13 protein-coding genes are annotated in these 19,539 nt (G+C 37.4%); 2 read left to right on the top strand and 11 right to left on the bottom strand.

From position 1 onward, the window contains the following. Window positions 1–230: 230 nt before the first annotated feature. The 11 genes from APB85_RS06355 to uvrC all read right to left on the bottom strand — a co-directional run bounded on the left by APB85_RS06355 (window position 231) and on the right by uvrC (window position 18,067). Complete coding sequence (locus APB85_RS06355; RefSeq protein WP_057482497.1) at window positions 231–1,868, bottom strand: Ig-like domain-containing protein; 1,638 nt, start codon at window positions 1,866–1,868, stop codon at window positions 231–233. Between the two features lie 99 nt (window positions 1,869–1,967). Beyond that, the gene (locus APB85_RS06350) at window positions 1,968–3,686 is read right to left on the bottom strand and encodes a hypothetical protein (protein ID WP_057482496.1); all 1,719 of its coding nucleotides are present in this window, start codon (window positions 3,684–3,686) and stop codon (window positions 1,968–1,970) included. A 9-nt stretch (window positions 3,687–3,695) separates the two neighbouring features. Next, on the bottom strand, window positions 3,696–6,227 hold the full coding sequence (locus tag APB85_RS06345) for a TonB-dependent receptor (RefSeq protein ID WP_057482495.1): 2,532 nt from the start codon (window positions 6,225–6,227) through the stop codon (window positions 3,696–3,698). A 190-nt stretch (window positions 6,228–6,417) separates the two neighbouring features. Then, window positions 6,418–8,049 carry a glucose-6-phosphate isomerase gene (gene pgi, locus APB85_RS06340; RefSeq protein ID WP_057482494.1) on the bottom strand — a complete coding sequence of 544 codons (1,632 nt, stop codon included), beginning with the start codon at window positions 8,047–8,049 and terminating at the stop codon, window positions 6,418–6,420. 130 nt (window positions 8,050–8,179) lie between these two features. Next, entirely contained in the window at window positions 8,180–9,418 is a 1,239-nt protein-coding gene (locus APB85_RS06335) for a peptidoglycan DD-metalloendopeptidase family protein (protein ID WP_173636772.1), read from the bottom strand. 2 nt (window positions 9,419–9,420) lie between these two features. Beyond that, window positions 9,421–10,389 carry a tryptophan 2,3-dioxygenase family protein gene (locus APB85_RS06330; protein ID WP_057482492.1) on the bottom strand — a complete coding sequence of 323 codons (969 nt, stop codon included), beginning with the start codon at window positions 10,387–10,389 and terminating at the stop codon, window positions 9,421–9,423. A 3-nt stretch (window positions 10,390–10,392) separates the two neighbouring features. Continuing rightward, a complete protein-coding gene (locus APB85_RS06325) occupies window positions 10,393–11,172 on the bottom strand; it encodes a DUF3108 domain-containing protein (RefSeq protein ID WP_057482491.1) in 780 nt (259 codons plus the stop codon). A 300-nt stretch (window positions 11,173–11,472) separates the two neighbouring features. Continuing rightward, complete coding sequence (gene hppD, locus APB85_RS06320; protein ID WP_057482490.1) at window positions 11,473–12,615, bottom strand: 4-hydroxyphenylpyruvate dioxygenase; 1,143 nt, start codon at window positions 12,613–12,615, stop codon at window positions 11,473–11,475. Between the two features lie 38 nt (window positions 12,616–12,653). After that, complete coding sequence (locus APB85_RS06315; protein WP_057482489.1) at window positions 12,654–13,820, bottom strand: homogentisate 1,2-dioxygenase; 1,167 nt, start codon at window positions 13,818–13,820, stop codon at window positions 12,654–12,656. Window positions 13,821–14,011: 191 nt separating this feature from the next. Beyond that, a complete protein-coding gene (locus tag APB85_RS06310; RefSeq protein WP_057482488.1) occupies window positions 14,012–16,240 on the bottom strand; it encodes a patatin-like phospholipase family protein in 2,229 nt (742 codons plus the stop codon). A gap of 21 nt (window positions 16,241–16,261) precedes the next feature. After that, window positions 16,262–18,067, bottom strand: a complete 1,806-nt coding sequence (uvrC, locus tag APB85_RS06305; RefSeq protein WP_057482487.1) for an excinuclease ABC subunit UvrC — start codon at window positions 18,065–18,067, stop codon at window positions 16,262–16,264. Between the two features lie 177 nt (window positions 18,068–18,244). Here uvrC and APB85_RS06300 point away from each other — a divergent pair, with 177 nt between their 5' ends. Next, the gene (locus tag APB85_RS06300; RefSeq protein ID WP_057482486.1) at window positions 18,245–18,670 is read left to right on the top strand and encodes an ATP-dependent zinc protease family protein; all 426 of its coding nucleotides are present in this window, start codon (window positions 18,245–18,247) and stop codon (window positions 18,668–18,670) included. After that, on the top strand, window positions 18,667–19,539 hold the full coding sequence (rimK, locus tag APB85_RS06295) for a 30S ribosomal protein S6--L-glutamate ligase (RefSeq protein ID WP_057482485.1): 873 nt from the start codon (window positions 18,667–18,669) through the stop codon (window positions 19,537–19,539). The genes APB85_RS06300 and rimK overlap by 4 nt, the downstream gene beginning before the upstream one ends.

The following is a 19,539-nucleotide window of genomic DNA, read 5'->3' as shown; positions in this document are numbered from 1 at the left end:
TTGCAAAAGAACTCTATTTCCAGATTATTAAGTTTATCTGAGTGTTAAGATTTTTAACTTTAACCATTATGCCAACTAATTACAATTAGCTTTCACAAAATAAGATACCAGCAAATAAAGAAGTTGAAGCATTGGGGAAGCTCACATGATTTTGTTAAAAAATTCTAACATTACGAAATAAAAAAACCAGCCAAAAAGAGGCTGGTTTTATAGAAATATAGAATTTTTATCTAATCCCAGGTATTTTCAGCTGCCTCTCCTCCCCATAACAAGGTTGCGAGGTATGGATTATCAATAAACGGATTACGATTACCCTGAACACTTTCTATAACATTATTTCGTTGTAATTCGAAAGCAGAAACGGGATCTTCCCTGTTCCATTTAAGAAAAAGTTCCAGGCTTCCAACTTCATCGAAATCATCGCCATAACTAAGGTTTACATACATCACCATCCTCGCAACATCGCCTTTCCATTCATCTCCCGGAAACCATTTACTATCGTCAACAAGCTTATATTCCCCGTTGCCATCGGTAAATGGAAAGTTTAATCTTAGTTCGTTTACATCAACATCGGCTACTCTTAAAAGATGCAAATCACTTACAGATTCCTCTGTATCTAACCTCGATTGAGGATAAATGTGTTCGGTATTAAAACTTTCATCTCCATCTAAATCACCAATTTGATATTGATCATCTGGTCTTAATTCACCAGAATATACAAGCACTACCATACTTTCATCGTTTAGTGCAGCATCAGCATCATACAAATAGTCGTGTCTTTGTACATACTCAAGCCTATTGGTATGTTGAGCATTGGTAAAAGTCGAAAGTTCGGCATATAAAAGTTGAGGATCAGTAGTAAAAGTTGCATCCTGATAATATGCTTTAAGATCAATAGGAATATCAAAACTAACGGTTGCTACAACATTCACCGCTACAGTAGCTGTAGAACAAGTAGCTTCAGCATCGTCGTCGCAAATGGTATAAGTAAAAGTATCTTCTCCTGTAAAACCTGCTTGTGGCATATAGGAAATGCTACCGTCATCATTTAGGTTTATAGTAGCATTACTGGAAGAAGCGTCAATACTGGTTATTGTCGCATCATCGGTTAATTCATCGTTATCTAAAAGGTTACTAATAATTTTTTCTGATACCCCCTCTTCTACAATTACCAGGTCATTTTGGGCAAAAGGTGAACCTGTATCTTCTACTAACATATTAATAGTAGCAGTAGAACAACTTGGGGTTTCATCATCATCACACAGCGTATAGGTAAAACTGTCTTCGCCCGAAAAGGATTCGTTAGGGGTGTAGGTTATTTTACCATCTTCTTCCAAAACTACGCTAGCATTACCAGAATTACTCACAACTTCGGTTACTACAGCATTGTCTATCACCTCATCATTATCTAAATGATTTTGAATGGTGTAAGAGCTTCCTTCTTCCATCGTATAAGTATCGTTTACCGCAACAGGCGAACCGGCATCTCCAACCACAACAGTTACCTGTGCACTAGCACAACGGTCTAAATCTCCAGGAATACAAATAGTGTAAGAAAAGGTGTCATTCCCTGTAAAATTTGCAGGAGGGTTGTATGTAAATGTACTATTTCTATTATCATCTATAGAGCCACCTTCTGCGGTTTCAGAATCTATATCTACCAGGATTGCATTTTCAATTAAATCATCATTATCCAAAAGAAGGGCCCTATTAAAGGTTAGCTCTTCATTTTCGCTTGCCGCAATCTCATCGGCAACGGCAACCGGATTTTTTTCTTCCTGTGGCTCTTTAGGTTCGCTTGCGCCATCATCTTCAGAAGAACAGGCTGCAATCAATATAAACAAGAACAGGTAATACAATTTTTTCATAGCTATGTTTTGGTTTACAAATATCTAACTTTTAAATAAAAAACTAAAAACCTCCTATCATAGGAGACAGGAGGTTTTTAATAAAACAATTCTATAATTCTATTCATTAACTACCCACTCACCACCTTCTTTAATAAGGCTTAGGCTTTCTGTAGTGTTTGAACCATTATAAATATCGAAAGTAAGTGTATACTTTTGCCCTTCTTCTGCATTAGCCGCAATTTCGTTTAATAAAGATTGCATAGCTAAAAGTATGGCATCGTCATCCCAGTAAGCGCTTGCTCCCGGACGACGGTCGAAGTTAGAATATCTATCCATACTAGCCACCTGTGTTGACAACTCATCATTACCGGCTAATGCATCAGCAATAATAGAATAGTCGTCTCCAGAAAGCATATAGTTAATAGTATTGTCAGGAATCCACATTCCATCTTCGTAACCGAACTGTAAAGTTTCTGAAACTACCGATTGGATTGCATTCCAGTTACCACTTTCGAAAACAAAATTTGCGTATTCAGTAACAGTTTCATCACCATTATAAAATTGGTAAGCTACTGCTTTATACTCACCTTCTGAAGCATAAGGAAATTCTCTTCCAAGGAAAATAGCAATTTTAGTAAGTGCTTCTTCCTCATCACCAAAATTACCAAAACGTTGACCAAATTCTTCGGTATAAGAATCTTCAGGAAGTGAATACGGCTGATTCCAGTTTCCATTGGTATAAGCGTATACTGTAGTTTCTTCAATAGTAGAAACAGATGCATTATCGTCTATAACATATTCTCCTCCGCTAAGAATTACATTAGTAACCTGTGTAGAAACAGAACCACTATATATAGCGTAAGAAACAACAAACTGGTCTCCTTCTGCTGCATTTGGATAAGCTTCCATAAGCGTAAAGTTGATAGCCTCAAGGATCATAGCTTCACTCCAGTAATTATCACTACTTTCTCTTACGTCAAAGCTTCCAAACTGGGCAGCGTTTCCGGCAGGGCCAGGATAATCAGTTGCAAACTCATCTCCTACATTGTCATAATCTTCATCAGAGAAATCATAAGCCATACCTCCAACAGCAACATAAGTGTTTCCGTCAAATTGAACAGTCATACTTTCCGTACCTGAATTACCATCGTAAATAGCATAGCTTACATTATATTTTTGTCCTGCAACATCTCCAAATTGTTCAGAAATAACAGCTCCAAGAGCTTCAACGATCATATCATTACTCCAATATTGGTCTCTATCGTCTCTTCTATCAAAGTTGCTATACTGAGCAGCACTAGAAGCCGGATCTGGATATACAGCTGCAAGCTCTTCACCTATAACGTCAAAATCATCAGCATCTAAAGTGTATGCTATTTCTTCTGCAAGAATGTCGTAAGTCAAGTTTACGTAATCACCTTCCTCCATTTGAGGATATTTAGCTTCCAGAAAGTCGGTGATTTCACCATTTCCACTGAAATAATCTGTATCTAAATCAATTAACTCATAATCTGAACCAGATACTGTATAATCTTCAATTGAAAGAGGATCGTACAAATCAAATTCAACATTAATTATAGATCCCGCTCCGTAAGTTGGGTAAAGATCAGATAAAAGAGCAGGAACTAAAGTTCTTGCATCCTCAACTGATCCAAAGTTAGGAAAGCTCTGCCCTAATTCTTCGTAATCATCTTCAGTTAATACATAATCAGCTTCAGCTACTGCAAGTTGATTATCTAACTCGGCGTCAATTTCGTCGTGGATGTCATCCATGGGGTTACAACTTACTATAACCAGCCCCAATAACATCATTAAAAGGTTAAAAGACTTTTTCATTTTTATTTTTTAGAAATTAAATTTTGCTCCTACAGAATATGTTCTACCGAATCCGTACCACACAAGTGCTGTACGTGCATCGTTTCCAAGTCCATTTTGCGCATTAGCAATATAACTTGTGTTAGTCACGTTATAAACGTTGGCATTAAGCACAGCGTCAAAACCAGCTACAGGGAAATCGTAGGTAAGCCCTACATCTACAGTTCCAAAATCAGGTAGTTTCCATACCTCAGGAGTATCAGGATTTGTTCTGCTTACAGGATCAAAGTCTGAATAGAAGTCTCCGAAGAAGTTATAGTTAGCTCTAAATCTCATATCCTGAAGGAATTCATAATCTACACCTAAACCAGCAGTAGTTTGAGGAGAACCTCCAACCTTAGTATCTTCTATATAAAGGTTAATTTCATCAATAAGGTTTTGTTCCTCATCAAAAATCTGAACTCCAGTTACATCATCACTCCACATCCAATCTCCAAGAGAAGCGAATCCAGTAATGCTAAGCTCATCAAATGGGCGGTATTCAAAATCTACTTCAATACCCTGGTGAAGTGCGTTCACCCCAAGAATATTAGCTACACCTAATGATCCATCAGGATTGTTATAACTATAGTTTTCAGATTTGTCGTTCCACTGTGTTCTGTAAGCGTTTACATTAGCTCTCCACTTATCGGTTCTAAAAGTATAACCCACCTCGGCACTAAAAATCTTTTGATTTGGAGCATCAGCGTTAATGTCGTTTTGGAAGTTAAGGAATACCGCATCAAAGAAAGGTGCTCTTTCAAAGTAACCTATGTTTGCAAATACACCGCTACTTCTTGTAAAGTTATAGTTAGCCCCACCTTTTACCTGGTAACCGAAGAAATTTATAAAATCGGTTTCCTGTAGTGGGTCATTATCGGTATAATTGAAATAGTCAATTCGCTTATAAGAAGTATTTGAAGCAGCAACAGAAATAAAGGCATCTAAATCATTTTTAGAATATTCAGCCTGAAGAAATCCGCCTTCCCATAATACGATCCCATCATTGTTATAGCTAATTTTATCCCCAACCTGCGCAAGGTTTACCGGATTGTTAACATCAGAATCATCAAACCAGTACTGACCACCTAAAAGATCTGTTACTTCCTGATAATGCTTTCCTTCGTAATACCTTAAATCTAAACCTGCAAGTAATTCGATATTTTCATTTATATCTGTAGATAAAGTAGAAAGTGCTCCGTACCAGTTATGGTCGTTTCTTGAGGCTCTCAAAATAGTTTCTGAACCCTCTGCTCCAAGAGCTACGTTTTCATCAACAATAAGATCAAGGTTTACCGGTTGTAAAGCTCCGTCTCTGTATTTTGAATTAAGACCGAACTTATTTTCTCCGGCCCATCCGCCTCCACCTCCGCTAGAAAACGAAGCGTATACAGCTGTAGAAAGCAAGGTTCTATCACTAATATCCCAATAGTGGTTTAGAGACAATTGAGGTTTATGATAAAAGTTATCTTCAATATGGGTTACCTGCCCATTCATATAACCCCAATCACCATTGAAACGAATACCGCTCTCACTTTCACGGTAAGTCTCAATAAGGTGTCTGTTTTGACGCTGCCCGTGTCTTTGGGGAGCACCAAAAGCAGTAAAAGATAAAGTATGATCTTCGTTAAGTTCTTTAGCAATATTTACGAAGTAGTTGTAACCAACAAATTCAGTTCCGTCTACATACCCATTACCAGCAGTTCTTGAGGCAGAAACAGTAGCGGCAAGACCATTTTCATTCATACCAGTAGAAACGGTAGTTCCAAACTTAGTATAACCATCGTTACCAGTTGCAGCAAAAACGTTTCCACCTTTTTCTGCGTCAGTAGATTTAGTTACAATGTTTACAGTACCTGCAATAGAAGGCACAGCTACTTTAGATGCACCAAGCCCTCTTTGTGTTTGCATAGTTTTAGTAACATCTGAAAGACCAGCCCAGTTACTCCAGTACACACGACCATTTTCCATATCGTTTACCGGAACACCATTAATCAATACAGCAATGTTTTGACCTTCAAAACCTCTCATTCTAAGTTCTGCGTCTCCAAAACCACCTCCGGCTTTGTTAGCATAAACTCCTGGGGTAGATTTAAGAACCTCAGGGAATTCCTGGTTTCCTATTTTGGTTTCAATTTCAGCAGCACTAATAGTAGAAACAGCCACAGGAGTCTTACGATCTATCGCAAGAGAGAAACTTGTAACAACCACCTCATCTAATGCCCCTGCATCAGGAGCCAGGGTTATACTACCCAAATCTGTTGAACCATTTACTGAAAACTGAACCTCTTTAGTCTTGTAACCTACAAAACTAATCTCGATAGAACCTCTTGCTGCATCTACATCCAGACTAAAGTTACCATCAAAATCGGTCATAGTACCATTGGATGTGCCTTTCACCTTAACATTAGCACCCGGGAGGGGACCATCCATTTCGGAATCGATCACCTTTCCGGTAATAGTTCCTTGAGCAAAAATTGTAGCCGATGTTAAAAACAGGGCCAGGAGTAATAATTTCCTCATGTTTAAAATTTGTTTGTTTTGAGTTTAAATTTCGGTGCAAATGAAGCTAAAACCTACTTCCCGGAGTTTACCGGAATGTTAAGAAATTTAACTTTAACACCTTGTTCGCCGCAAAACTAAAACAAATTTTTAACTATTTGATTTGCTGATACCTATTGATTTTCACAGGTTGTTAACAAAACACCTATTTTTACTTTAAAAAGAATTCTAAAAGACTTTTTGTAGAAGAATCGTGATTATTTACCGATTTATTTTCTATTTCCGCAAGAATATTGCTAGCAAGCTGCTTACCTAATTCTACACCCCATTGATCGTAGCTGTATATATTCCAAACCACACCCTGAACAAAAATTTTATGCTCGTACATAGCAATAAGTTTCCCTAAGCTTTCTGGCGTAAGTTTGTTTATAAGTAAAGTATTTGTTGGCTTATTTCCGTCAAACTCTTTAAAAGGCAATAATCTTTCTATCGCATCATCAGATAAACCTTTAGTTTCGAGCTCTTTTCTTACCTCAGCTTTAGTTTTTCCCTGTAGCAAAGCCTCGGTTTGCGCGAAGAAATTAGCCATTAGTTTGTTGTGATGGTCTTTATCCTTATGTAAAGACTCTTTGAAACCAATAAAATCTGCAGGAATTAATTTAGTTCCCTGGTGAATTAACTGGAAAAAAGCATGTTGAGAATTGGTCCCCGGCTCTCCCCAAATTAGGGTTCCCGTTTGGTAATCTACTTTTTTTCCGTTTCTATCTACACTTTTCCCGTTACTCTCCATTATTGCTTGCTGCAAATAAGACGGAAGCTTTTGAAGATATTGCGTATAAGGAATCACCGCTTCACTTTCAGCTTTATAAAAATTATTATACCAAATACTTAACAAGGCTAGTTGCACCGGAATATTCTCCTTAAGATCTGAAGTTTTAAAATGTTCGTCCATTTTTTGAGCGCCCTTCAATAAAGCTTCAAAGTTATTGTAACCCACTGCCAGACTTATTGAAAGTCCTACAGCGCTCCACAGAGAGAAACGGCCGCCAACCCAATCCCACATAGGGAATACATTATCTATAGCGATCCCAAACTCCTCTACATTCTTTAAATTACTGGAAACAGCAGCAAAATGTTCGGCAACGGCTTCCTGAGGAGCAGATTTTCTAAACCAGTTTCTAATAGTTGTTGCATTAGATAGAGTTTCCTGGGTGGTAAAGGTTTTTGAAACCACCAGAAATAAAGTAGTTTCAGAATTTAGGTTTTTTAAGGTTTCGTGAACATGATCACCATCTACATTAGAAACATAATGAACTTTTAAATGATTATGATAATAGGTAAGTGACTCGGTAACCATTACAGGTCCCAGATCTGAACCTCCAATGCCAATATTTACAACATCGGTAAAAGCTTTTCCGGTATAGCCCTTCTTTTCTCCACTTATAATCTTTTCAGAAAATTTCCTGATCTTTTCTTTTACTTCCTGTACTTCAGGTACTACATTTTCTCCATCAAGCTCTATTTTAGCATCTGCAGAAGCTCTTAAAGCGGTATGTAAAACCGCACGATTTTCCGTAGCATTGATCGCATCACCTTCAAAATAAGATTTTATAGCAGATTTAAGATCACATTCTTCTGCCAATTCCAGCAACAAATCGCGGGTATCAGCAGTAATCCGGTTTTTACTGTAATCCAGGTAAAAATCCTCCCAGGCAATAGAAAACTTCGATGCTCTCTCTGGATCTTTTTCAAATTGCTCTTTTAGTTGCAATTGCTGCACATCGCTGAAATGCTTTTCTAATTTTTTCCAGGCTGTTGTTTGGGTTGGATTAATATTTTTCATGCTATTTTTTCTTTTTGGCGTTGCCTATACTTTATATTTTTCTATAATTAAATGCAAATCAAGTCATTTCGGATACTTAGACCGAAAATTGCTCATTACACCTAATATATTTGGGACTTAATTGTTGTTTTTAGATTGCCTTATAAGGAATTTCGTCTAGTGCAGTTTTTAGACCTTCAATTGCTGCAAAATACTTATCCTTATGCTCAGGCTCTATGTGCTTTGCAGTTGGTAAGTTCTGGCGATAAGGATCTACCTGCTTCCCATGAACCCAGAAACGATAACAAACGTGCGGCCCTGTAGCCAAACCGGTGCTTCCTACAAAACCAATAACGTCACCCTGCTTTACACGTTGACCGTTACGAACGTTGCGCTTGCTCATATGTAAATACTGGGTGGTATATTTATCGTTATGCCTCACTTTAACATAATTTCCATTTCCGGAAGTATAACTGGAAGCGATAACAGTTCCGTCAGCCGTGCTTACAATCGGTGTTCCACGAGAAGCAGCGTAATCTGTTCCCAGGTGGGCTTTCCATCTCTTTTGAACAGGATGAAATCTTCTTTTAGTGTATCTTGAAGAAATTCTGCTATAATTTAGCGGAGCTTTTAAAAAGAAGCTTTGCAAAGCTTTAGCTTCTTCATCATAAAAACTTGGTTGCCCGGTTACAGAATCTACCTCATATTGGAAAGCATAAAATGGGCGATCTCCGTGTTTAAAAACCGCAGCTTCTACATCTTCAATTCCAGCAAAAATAGTATCATCTATATATTTTTCAGAATAGATCATTTTAAACTGATCTCCTTTCTGAAGTTTAAAAAAGTCTATACTCCATTGGTAAATATCAGAAAGCTCATACACCAATAAATTACTTAAGCCCTGCTCTGCTACAGCTTCTGAAAGCGAAGAACTAACCACACCCGAAACTTCTCTTTTTCGTATGCTTACCGGTTTCTTTTTTCGAGAAGCACTAATACTATCTCCAATGCCAACCACGGTATAATTTATCCTGTCGTTCTGATAAATAAAATACTGCGGAGTATTCGCTGAATCCTTTGCTTTTAGGATCATATACTTTCTCCCGGCCGTAATTCGTGCCGGGTTAAAGGTATCTTTAACTGTTTCTGAGATTTCGTAAATTTTTCCTCGATCTACTCCGTGCTGATCTAGCAGATAACCAAAGCTATCTCCAGATTCTATAACACCATCAACCACCTCGTAATCATCCAGAATAAATCCGAATTCTTTATTCACAGGTTTAGGCGCCTTTTTTTCTACCTTTTCAGTGTTTAGCGCGGTTTCTTTTGCGTCATCTTCACAGGCTGTAAAAGCCAACATCAATACCAGTAGGAAACTTAATTTTTTCAATTTTAGCAATTTTCTTTTTCTGTATTAAACATATGGTTTACCCATTCTTTGCCCCAATTTTCTAATTCTTCCTCACTCCATAAATAAGGAAAAAAGCTATTTCTTTGGAATGAAGGCGGCAAAAATTCTTTCCAGTTTGTTCCACCTGTAGCCGCAATTGTTTCTTTATCCTTATTTAAATACCTGTAAGCAGCACCCATATGCATTAGGGGCCAGTTTACATTTACATTGGCGTCAAAATTACGCAATGCTTCTTTCAAAAACTTATTATTTTTAACCGAATCTGGCAGTTCTTTATATCTATGAAAAAGGGTTTTCCCTTTATACTCTTCAGCTATCCTTAGGAAACGTGCGGTATAACGCTTTTCAAACTGCCTAAGTGTTAAGGTTTTCTCGCCGGTTTCAAGATCAATTCCGCCTTTCTTCCAGTAAATATTTTCGTACAAAACTTCCAGGCTATTCTTTTCCGAAAATTGATTTCTTATTTTATAGGAAACCAAATTCTCTAAAGGTGTAGCATAGATTTCTATCATTCTAAACTGCGCCGATTGAAATCCGCTGGCAGGCAATAAAGACATCCTGAATTTAAGGAACTGATCTCTTTCCATTCCTTTAATCATTACATCAAAAGAATCAGTAAGAATTCTAAAGTAGCGATTTAAGCGATTGTATTTTTCGATTAAAAAATCAGAATCAGGTGCTTCTTTTTCAATTATTTGCTTCTGCTCATGAATAATAAGCTTAAAATAAAGCTCACTAATTTGATGATACGAAATAAAGATTTTTTCATCTGGGAAATGCGTCAGGGTTTTTTGCAAACTTAACAACGTATCTATATTCAAATAATCCCAATACGTAAGGTACTTATCGTGCAAAAGTCCGTCTAAATAGGAGGCCAGGTCCTGGCCTGAGTTTTTAAACTTTTCCTCTAATGCAAAAATACGTTCTGCAATTTCCGGCTTTATTTCCATGTATTAATTCATAATTATTTTAAACGGATGCTTCAAACCTTTGTAAGAATCTAAATCGGCATCGAGGGAGCCAACCGCAAGATTCGCTTCAATTTTTAAAGGAATTCTATTGGCATCGTCACTCACCCAAAAGGTAAGACTTTCCTTTTCTTTAAAAACCCTACCAGCCATCACATAAGGCCTAAATTTTAGGGTTGCAACTTTACCAAATTTCGTTTTTATTACTTCCCTGCCAAGAAACTTTAGCTTGAAATCCATATTCTCATCGTCTATAAAGAGATTGAGACGCATTTCATCTCCAGGGCTAAGTTCGTCGTTTTTAATATTGTTGCGAATATAATAAAATGCCGATAACATATCGTGAACATTCGGCTTGGTAGCATAGGTATGATTCTCGTTGTGTTTTCTATCAAAAACGTATGCCTTATTCTCTTTGTGATTAAAGTCTATTTCAAGATCTTTTGTATAGCCACCTTCATCTATTTTTCGAATAAATTTATAAGGCTTCCCATCTTGCTTATCAATATAGGTTTGATAGTTATCATCTACTTTAAAAAACCAATGTAATAAACCAGTAGATTTCCCCCTGCCTTTAATATGATAAACAGGCTCACCCTGCATACTGGTTTCATCAACTTCTAAAGTTGCGTAGCTTGCATTAAAAGGGCCATAATGTATGCGGAATTTAAACCATTCGCCGGCGCTAAATGCTTTTTGAGATTGCGCCTGAAGCGCCAAGCCGGTTAGGAGGAAGAGGAATATTGTAAATATACTTTTTTTCATACCAAATTTTTAAATGCTGATTTTCAGATTGATTGGGATAAGGATATTTACAATTTTTATTCCAAATGTATTAAAACAAAAAACCCCGTCAAATTAATGAAGGGGTTTTTGTCTTATTAACCAACTAAAACTTAAATTATGAAAAAAATTAATTACATTATTGGTAACCACTCCAAAAATGCGAGCGCAAAAGTCTACATTTAATAGACTTCTATCAACAAGAAAATTAAGTTTAACAAAATAATTTTCGGTAATGCAATTTTTTAACCATAAACTTAAGTTAATTTGGTTGTTTTAGGATTATTGTAAAGTCCCTCGTAAGTCTTGCTCTCTTTCTATTGCTTCAAAAAGGGCTTTAAAGTTACCTTTTCCAAAAGATTGAGCTCCTTTTCGCTGAATAATCTCAAAGAACATTGTTGGACGGTCTAAAACCGGCTTGGTAAATATCTGTAATAAATAACCTTCATCATCACGATCTACCAATACACCAAGCTCTTTTAAAGGCTCAAGATCTTCATCTATTTCTCCTACTCTATCTAATAAGGTATCATAATAAGTATCTGGCACGTATAAAAATTCTACGCCGCGATCTCTAAGCTGGGTTACCGTTTCAATTATATTATCTGTTGCCAGTGCAATATGCTGCACCCCGGCACCATTATAAAAGTCTATATATTCCTCTATTTGGGATTTCTTCTTTCCTTTAGCAGGCTCATTGATAGGGAACTTAATTCTACCATTCCCGTTACTCATAACTTTACTCATTAAGGCAGTGTAATCTGTAGAAATGTCTTTATCATCAAAAGAAACCATTTGAGCGAAGCCCATAACTTTGCCATAGAATTCTACCCATTTATTCATCTCGTTCCAACCTACATTACCAACCATGTGATCTATGTATTTTAGGCCTGTGTCCTCTGCCTTTGCTTTAGTCGCATAAGTTTTATAGCCGGGAAGAAATGGCCCTTCGTAATCTTTTCTTTCAACGAAAAGGTGAATCGTTTCTCCGTAAGTATGAATTCCCGAAATCACAGCTTTCCCGTGTTCGTCTTCCATTTCGTAAGGTGCTACATAAGATTTAGCACCACGCTTTGTAGTTTCTTCGTAACTTTTTCTCGCATCGTCTACCCAAAGCGCTACCATTTTCACACCATCTCCGTGTTTATTAATGTGAGCATTAATATCCCCTTCTGGCTGTAGTGGTGAAGTAAGTACAATTCTAATTTTGCCTTGTTGTAATACGTAAGATACGCTGTCTTTCCTGCCTGTTTCCAGTCCTGAATAAGCTACCGGTTGAAAACCCCAGGCGTGCTGGTAATAATAAGCTGCCTGCTTGGCGTTACCTACATAAAGCTCAACAAAATCGGTACCCAGGATTGGAAGAAAATCTTCAGCATCCTTCATTACCTTTTCTAATTTTAGTGATGTATTATCAGTACTCATTTTAATATTTTTTATTGCTAATTTTTTAATTACAAATTTTAATGATTTTCATCCAACCAGGATTTATGGTAGCTTTCATCGGCAATTTCCATCGCGTCTTCAGTAAGCATTAACGGCTTAAATGTATCTACCATAACCGCTAACTCTTCGGTTTCTACCTGCCCGATACTTCGCTCTACTGCTCCCGGGTGCGGCCCGTGCGGAATACCCGCCGGGTGTAAAGAAATATGGCCGGCTTCAATATCGTTCCTACTCATAAAATCACCGTCTACATAATACAACACCTCGTCACTATCTATATTACTGTGGCTGTATGGGGCCGGAATACTTTCTGGGTGATAATCGTATTTACGGGGGCAAAAACTGCAAACCACAAAAGCATCGGTCTCAAAAGTTTGGTGCACCGGTGGTGGCTGGTGAATTCTCCCGGTTATAGGTTCAAAATCGTGAATCGAAAAAGCATAGGGATAATTATACCCGTCGTAACCCACCACATCAAAAGGATGCGTTGCGTAAACCATATCGAATATTTCACCCTGCTTTTTTATTTTAATCAGGAAATCGCCTTTTTCATCATTGGTTTCCAATTCATAAGGTTGCCTTAGATCGCGCTCGCAAAACGGCGAATGCTCTAGCAATTGCCCAAACCAGTTTCTATAGCGTTTTGGTGTGTAAATTGGTCTTCTGGACTCTACTATAAACAAGCGATTGTCTTCGTCATCAAAATCTATTTTATAAATAGTTCCCCGTGGAATTAATAAATAATCCCCGTATTTAAAATCTAAATTTCCGAGGTGGGTTCTTAATTTCCCGGTTCCTTTATGAATAAATAGTAATTCATCTGAATCTGAATTCTTATAGAAATAATCATCTGTAGAACCTTGAGGAGAAGCTAGGGTGATGTCTACATCACTGTTGGTTAAAACCACTTTTCGGCTTTCTAGATAATCTGGATGCGGTTTTACCTGGAATCCTTTAAAACGGTAAGATTTTATATTGTTTTCGGCAGCGATTTTGGGCTTTACACTATAGCTCCCTTTCACTTCTTTTACCTGTGTAGGGCGATGTTCGTGATAAAGATTAGAAGACATCCCGTCAAAACCAATAGTACCAAAAAGTTGTTCGTAATATAGGCTGCCATCTGGCTTTTTAAAAACCGTATGACGTTTATGAGGAATTTTACCGAGTTTATGATAAAAAGGCATAATCTGATATTTTTAATTCAACCCACAATTTCTAAAAGAATATTGAGAATTTGTTATTTTTTTCGGTGTTATTTTACCTTAAAACAAATATCGGGAATTTTTAAGGAAACATTCTTAAAACATCTCTAAAAACCAGCAGGGAATATCTAAAGCTTTCAGCAAAAACTGAGGGAATTACAATCATTGATTTACTAAAACCAAAAGCCAAGGCTAAAGAACCACTGGCTGGCTTTAATTTCTGGCGAATAGGTGTATTTTAATTCCAGTGGCCCCATAAAAGTATCTACACCATAACCAAGGGCATAACCTGTAAAATCTGGCAGGCTAAACCATTCTCCAGATGAGTATAACTTATTCCCAACATTGGCAATATTGGCCCCTAAAATCACGTGGTTTTTTCTGAAAATCTCGTAATCAAACTCCAAAAGACCTTTAATATAACTATCTCCCGAGAGACTTATAAAATCGTATCCGTAAAATGGAACAAAATTATTAATCAGGTTATTTCCATATCCTCCAAGGAAGAAATCGAGCGTATTAACGCCGTCGCCTCCTATTCTAAATCCGGCTTCAGTCACAATTCGGGTAGAAAACCTATTAAAAGGAGAAAAAGCGTAACCCAAAGTTCCTTTAGCTATAGAGAATTCAGCAAAATCGTTATTGAAATCTGAAGAAAACAGGTAAACGTGAAAATCTCCATCAAAATAAACACCTCGAGACGGGAAGTATTTATTATCGTAAGAATCGTATTTTAAATACCCAAAAGCACTATAGAAATGGCTATTTTCAAAAAGGGTATTCTCATCAATTCCGGCGTTTGGATCGCCTAATGTTTCTGAAGCAATTCTCAGGTATTTGTGCTCAGCTCCCAACCCAAAGGAAAAAACCTGCTTAAACAAAGTTTCAGCATAAACCTGGTTGGTGAAATCGCGGTAATCTACATCTATTTTATTGATACCAATATCTTCTAACCCGGCATTTTCACGAGCAAAATCAAAAGAAACCGGGTGTTCAAATTTATTATATCGGGATTTGAGTCCAATACTCCAATAGAAACCTTTATCTATATAATAGTCGAAATTATACCTGAATTGATCCCCAACCACTATATCCAGGGAAGCTACATCATTTGAAAAGAGCAAACTTTTGCGAGTATAATTAATTAGCGCACCAATGTTATAAAGTTCGTCATAGTGCAAGCCTAAACGCAAGAAACTTTTATTTTCACTCTCTTCCATTTTCATGGCAAGCGTATAAAGCCCGTCATCATTATTGGGAATTAAGCGATAATTAATCCTGTTGAAATTTCCGGAAGCAGAAAGGTTGTTAATTCCTTTACTTAGATCCTGAAGTGTAAAATCGGTGAAATAATTCAACCTTAATTTACCCATGATATAAGAACGCGGATAGGCATTGTTCCCCTCCAGAGTTAGCGTGCTAATTTGAAGTGTATCTACGGTAGAGATCTTTACCTTTTCTCGGCTGCCAGTTTGCCTTTCAGCTAACTTCTTAAGCTCGTCCTTACGCTTTAATGTAGCCACCCTTCCGGAATCAATGATCGCTTCGCCTTTCTCGAAAGATAAAACTGAAAACGGACTAATATCCGGATTGATATAAATATCAGTTTTAGGGATTTTTTCCTTCATATCACTAATTGTGCGGAAATTGCTTATTTGAGTAAGGATATCAAATACGCTACGCAAATCCTCCCTATCTACCAGGCTATCTTGCACGTCTACCCCGATAATTACCTCGGCTCCTCTTTTTCTAAGTTCTTCTACCGGATAATTGTTTGCCACCCCGCCATCGGTTAGTAATCTCCCATCTAGTTTCACGGGGCTAAAAATAGAAGGAATTGCACCACTTGCAGAAACAGCCTGTGCAAAAGAACCTTCATCTAAAATAACTTCTTCCCCGGTTTCAATATCTGCAGCTACACAAAAAAATGGGATAGGTAATTCACTAAAATCATCTACATTTCCCAAGTGCATAGTGAGTTGGGACATTAAATTATAAATATTCTGTCCCCTGGATAGTCCCGAAGGCAAGCCTATTCTAAAATCATCAAAAGGTAAACTAAGCGCATATTTTTCGGCATCTTCTTTTTCGTAAAAAGATTTTGCGCTACGCGGAATATTATCCTGAATTAAAATATTAAAATTAGTCTCGTGAAAAATGGAATCTAACTGATGCGCAGTATAACCTGAAGCATACAGGCCGCCAATGATAGCTCCCATACTGCTTCCGCCAATATAATCTATTCTAATCCCAGCTTCTTCAATAACTTTTAAGGCGCCAATATGTGCTAAGCCTTTTGCTCCACCGCCACTTAAAACCAATCCCACTTTTAAATCTTCCTGCTCCTGGGAAATCCCTGGAAAGGCTGCAAACAGAAGAAGCAAAAGCAGTAGTTTTTTCATGTATGCATAATTTTCACAAGCTTATTCGGGAGTATTTTTTGTTTTATAATGATTGTAAATTATACCTGCCTTAGAAACCCCAATAACTTCGGCCAACTCTTTTTCTGAAGCTTCTTTTATACGTTTTACCGATCTAAATTGTTTTAATAATTCTACCACGGTTTTTTCACCAATTCCGGTAATTTCTTCCAGCTCTGTATTTAACGCACTTTTACTTCTTTTGTTACGATGAAATGTAATCCCGAACCTATGCGCTTCATTCCGCAATTGCTGAATGATCTTTAAAGATTCCGACTTCTTATCTAAATAAAGAGGAATAGTGTCTCCCGGATAAAAAATCTCTTCCAAACGTTTTGCGATGCCTATTATGGCTATTTTCCCACGTAAACCCAGATCTTCCAGTGCTTTTACTCCTGAAGAAAGCTGACCTTTTCCACCATCTACAATAATTAACTGGGGCAGGTCTTCTCCTTCATTCAGCAAACGTTTATAACGTCTAAAAACCACCTCTTCCATAGATGCAAAATCATCTGGCCCTTCAACGGTTTTAATATTAAATTTACGATAATCTTTCTTACTTGGTTTCCCATTTTTAAAAACCACACAGGCGGCAACGGGATTTGTTCCCTGGATATTCGAATTATCAAAACATTCTATATGGCGGGGCTCAACATTAAGCCGAAGATCCTCTTTCATTTGCGCCATAATTCGTTTCACGTGCCTATCTGGATCTACAATTTTCATCTGCTTAAAACGCTCCTGGCGGTAATATTTCGCATTGCGTTGTGATAATTCTACGATTTTCTTTTTATCGCCAAGTTTTGGGATGGTAACTTTTACATCCTCCCCGGCATCAACTTTAAAAGGAACATATATTTCTTTTGAATTAGAACTAAAGCGCTGTCGTATTTCGGTAATTGCCAATTCCAGAAGTTCCTCATCGGTTTCGTCCAGCTTTTTCTTCATCTCTATGGTATGCGACCTGATAATTGCACCGTGAGAAAGCTGTAGAAAATTCACATAACCATAACCTTCATCTGAAACGATTGAAAACACATCTACATTGGTAATTTTAGGATTAACTACCGTAGATTTAGATTGATAATTCTCCAGAACATCTATTTTATTTTTAATCCGCTGTGCATCTTCAAACTCCATGTTTTCAGCGTGAAGTTTCATCTGCTCTCTAAATTGCTGCAACGAATCTTTAAAATTTCCTTTTACAATTTGCCGAATTGCCTCAATATTGCTGTTATATTCTGCCTCAGGCTGTTTAGCTTCGCAAGGGCCTTTACAGTTTCCTAAATGGTACTCCAGGCAAACTTTATATTTCCCGTTTCTTATTTTTTCTTCGGAAAGATCATAATTACAGGTTCTAAGTTTATATAGACCTTTAATAAGTTCCAATAGCGTATTTACGGTTTTAAAACTCGTAAAAGGCCCGTAATATTCGCTGCCGTCTTTAATTAATTTTCGAGTAGGAAAAACTCTTGGGAAACGTTCATTTTTAATACAAATCCAGGGATAGGTTTTATCGTCTTTAAGCATCACGTTAAACCGCGGCTGATGCTTCTTGATAAGATTATTTTCTAAAAGCAGCGCATCGGTTTCCGATTCTACCACAATGTGCTTTATCTCCTTTATCTTCTTCACCATCACGCCAATACGATGACTATCGTGGCGCTTGGTAAAATAGGAAGTAACCCGTTTCTTTAAGTTCTTGGCTTTGCCTACATACAGTATCTTTCCGTTCTTATCGTAATACTGATAGACCCCGGGACTATTGGGCAGTGTTTTTAATTGTACTTCTAAAGCTGGCGTTTCCATCTCCCCAAAGGTAGAATTTATTATGCGTAGCTTTAAAAATTGCCAGGACTTGTAAATGTTAAATTTATATTAAATAAAGCTCGGAAATCCCGTTAATAAGCTCATTTGTGGGCATAAAGGCTTTAAATTTTATAATTTCTATAAAATGATTGCAGGGGTATTTTATTACCTTGCGGTATGGAGAAAACAGTAATTGGGCGTTTTGACAAAGCAGATTTTCCTGCTTTACATTTAGATGATATCGCAATTAAGATTGATACCGGCGCTTACACTTCGTCTATTCACTGCGAAAATATAGTGGAAAAGGACGGAGTTTTAGAATGCACTTTCCTTGACGAGGAGCACCCGCTATACAATGGAAAGAAATTTACTTTTTCTGATTATGATATCGTTTTTGTTCGCAGTAGCAATGGCATAATTCAAAAAAGATATCAGGTAATATCTACCATTAAAATTTTTAATAAGGTGTATAAAATTTCCCTTTCTTTGTCTTCCCGACAGGAAATGAGGTTTCCGGTATTAATTGGCCGAAAATTCCTTACCAAAAAATTTATCGTGGACACCGAATTAACTGACGTTTCTTACAATCTTAAGCAAAAATGAAAATAAAAATCCTTTCGCGTAACAGCCACCTTTACTCTACCAAACGTCTTGTAGAAGCCGCTACTAAACGCAAACACGACGTAGAAGTAGTAGATCCTTTAAAATGCGATATTGTTATTGAAAAACGCAAACCAAACATTTATTATAAAGGTGGATATATAGAAGGTGTAGATGCGGTAATTCCAAGAATTGGTGCTTCAGTAACCTTTTATGGTACTGCAGTAGTGCGACAATTTGAGATGATGGGCGCATTTACCACCACAGATTCTGAAGCTTTAGTAAGAAGTCGTGACAAACTTAGAAGTTTACAGGTTCTTTCCCGTGCTAAAATTGGACTGCCAAAAACGGTTTTCACCAATTACTCCCGGGATGTTTCAGGAGTTATTAAACAAGTTGGAGGTACACCTTTAGTAATAAAATTATTAGAAGGAACCCAGGGCGTTGGTGTTGTTTTAGCCGAAACAAAAAATGCTGCTGAATCTGTCATTGAAGCTTTTAATGGCCTACAGGCCCGGGTAATTGTACAAGAGTTCATCAAAGAAGCTAAAGGCGGAGACATTAGAGCTTTTGTTGTAGATGGTCACGTAGTTGGAGCCATGAAGAGACAGGGTAAAGAAGGGGAGTTTAGGTCTAATCTTCACCGTGGCGGTACGGCAGAAGTTGTTGAACTTACCGATGAAGAAGAAATTGCTGCTGTAAAGGCTACTAAAGCAATGGGGCTCGGTGTGGCCGGTGTAGATATGCTGCAAAGTGCTCGAGGGCCACTAATCCTGGAAGTAAATTCTTCTCCTGGCTTAGAAGGTATTGAAAAAGCTACCGGTAAAGATATTGCAAAATCCATAATAAGATATATAGAACGGAACGTCTAG

The organism is Salegentibacter mishustinae, from assembly GCF_002900095.1.
Taxonomy (GTDB): domain Bacteria; phylum Bacteroidota; class Bacteroidia; order Flavobacteriales; family Flavobacteriaceae; genus Salegentibacter; species Salegentibacter mishustinae.
This window is presented reverse-complemented; position numbering and strand designations above follow the sequence as displayed.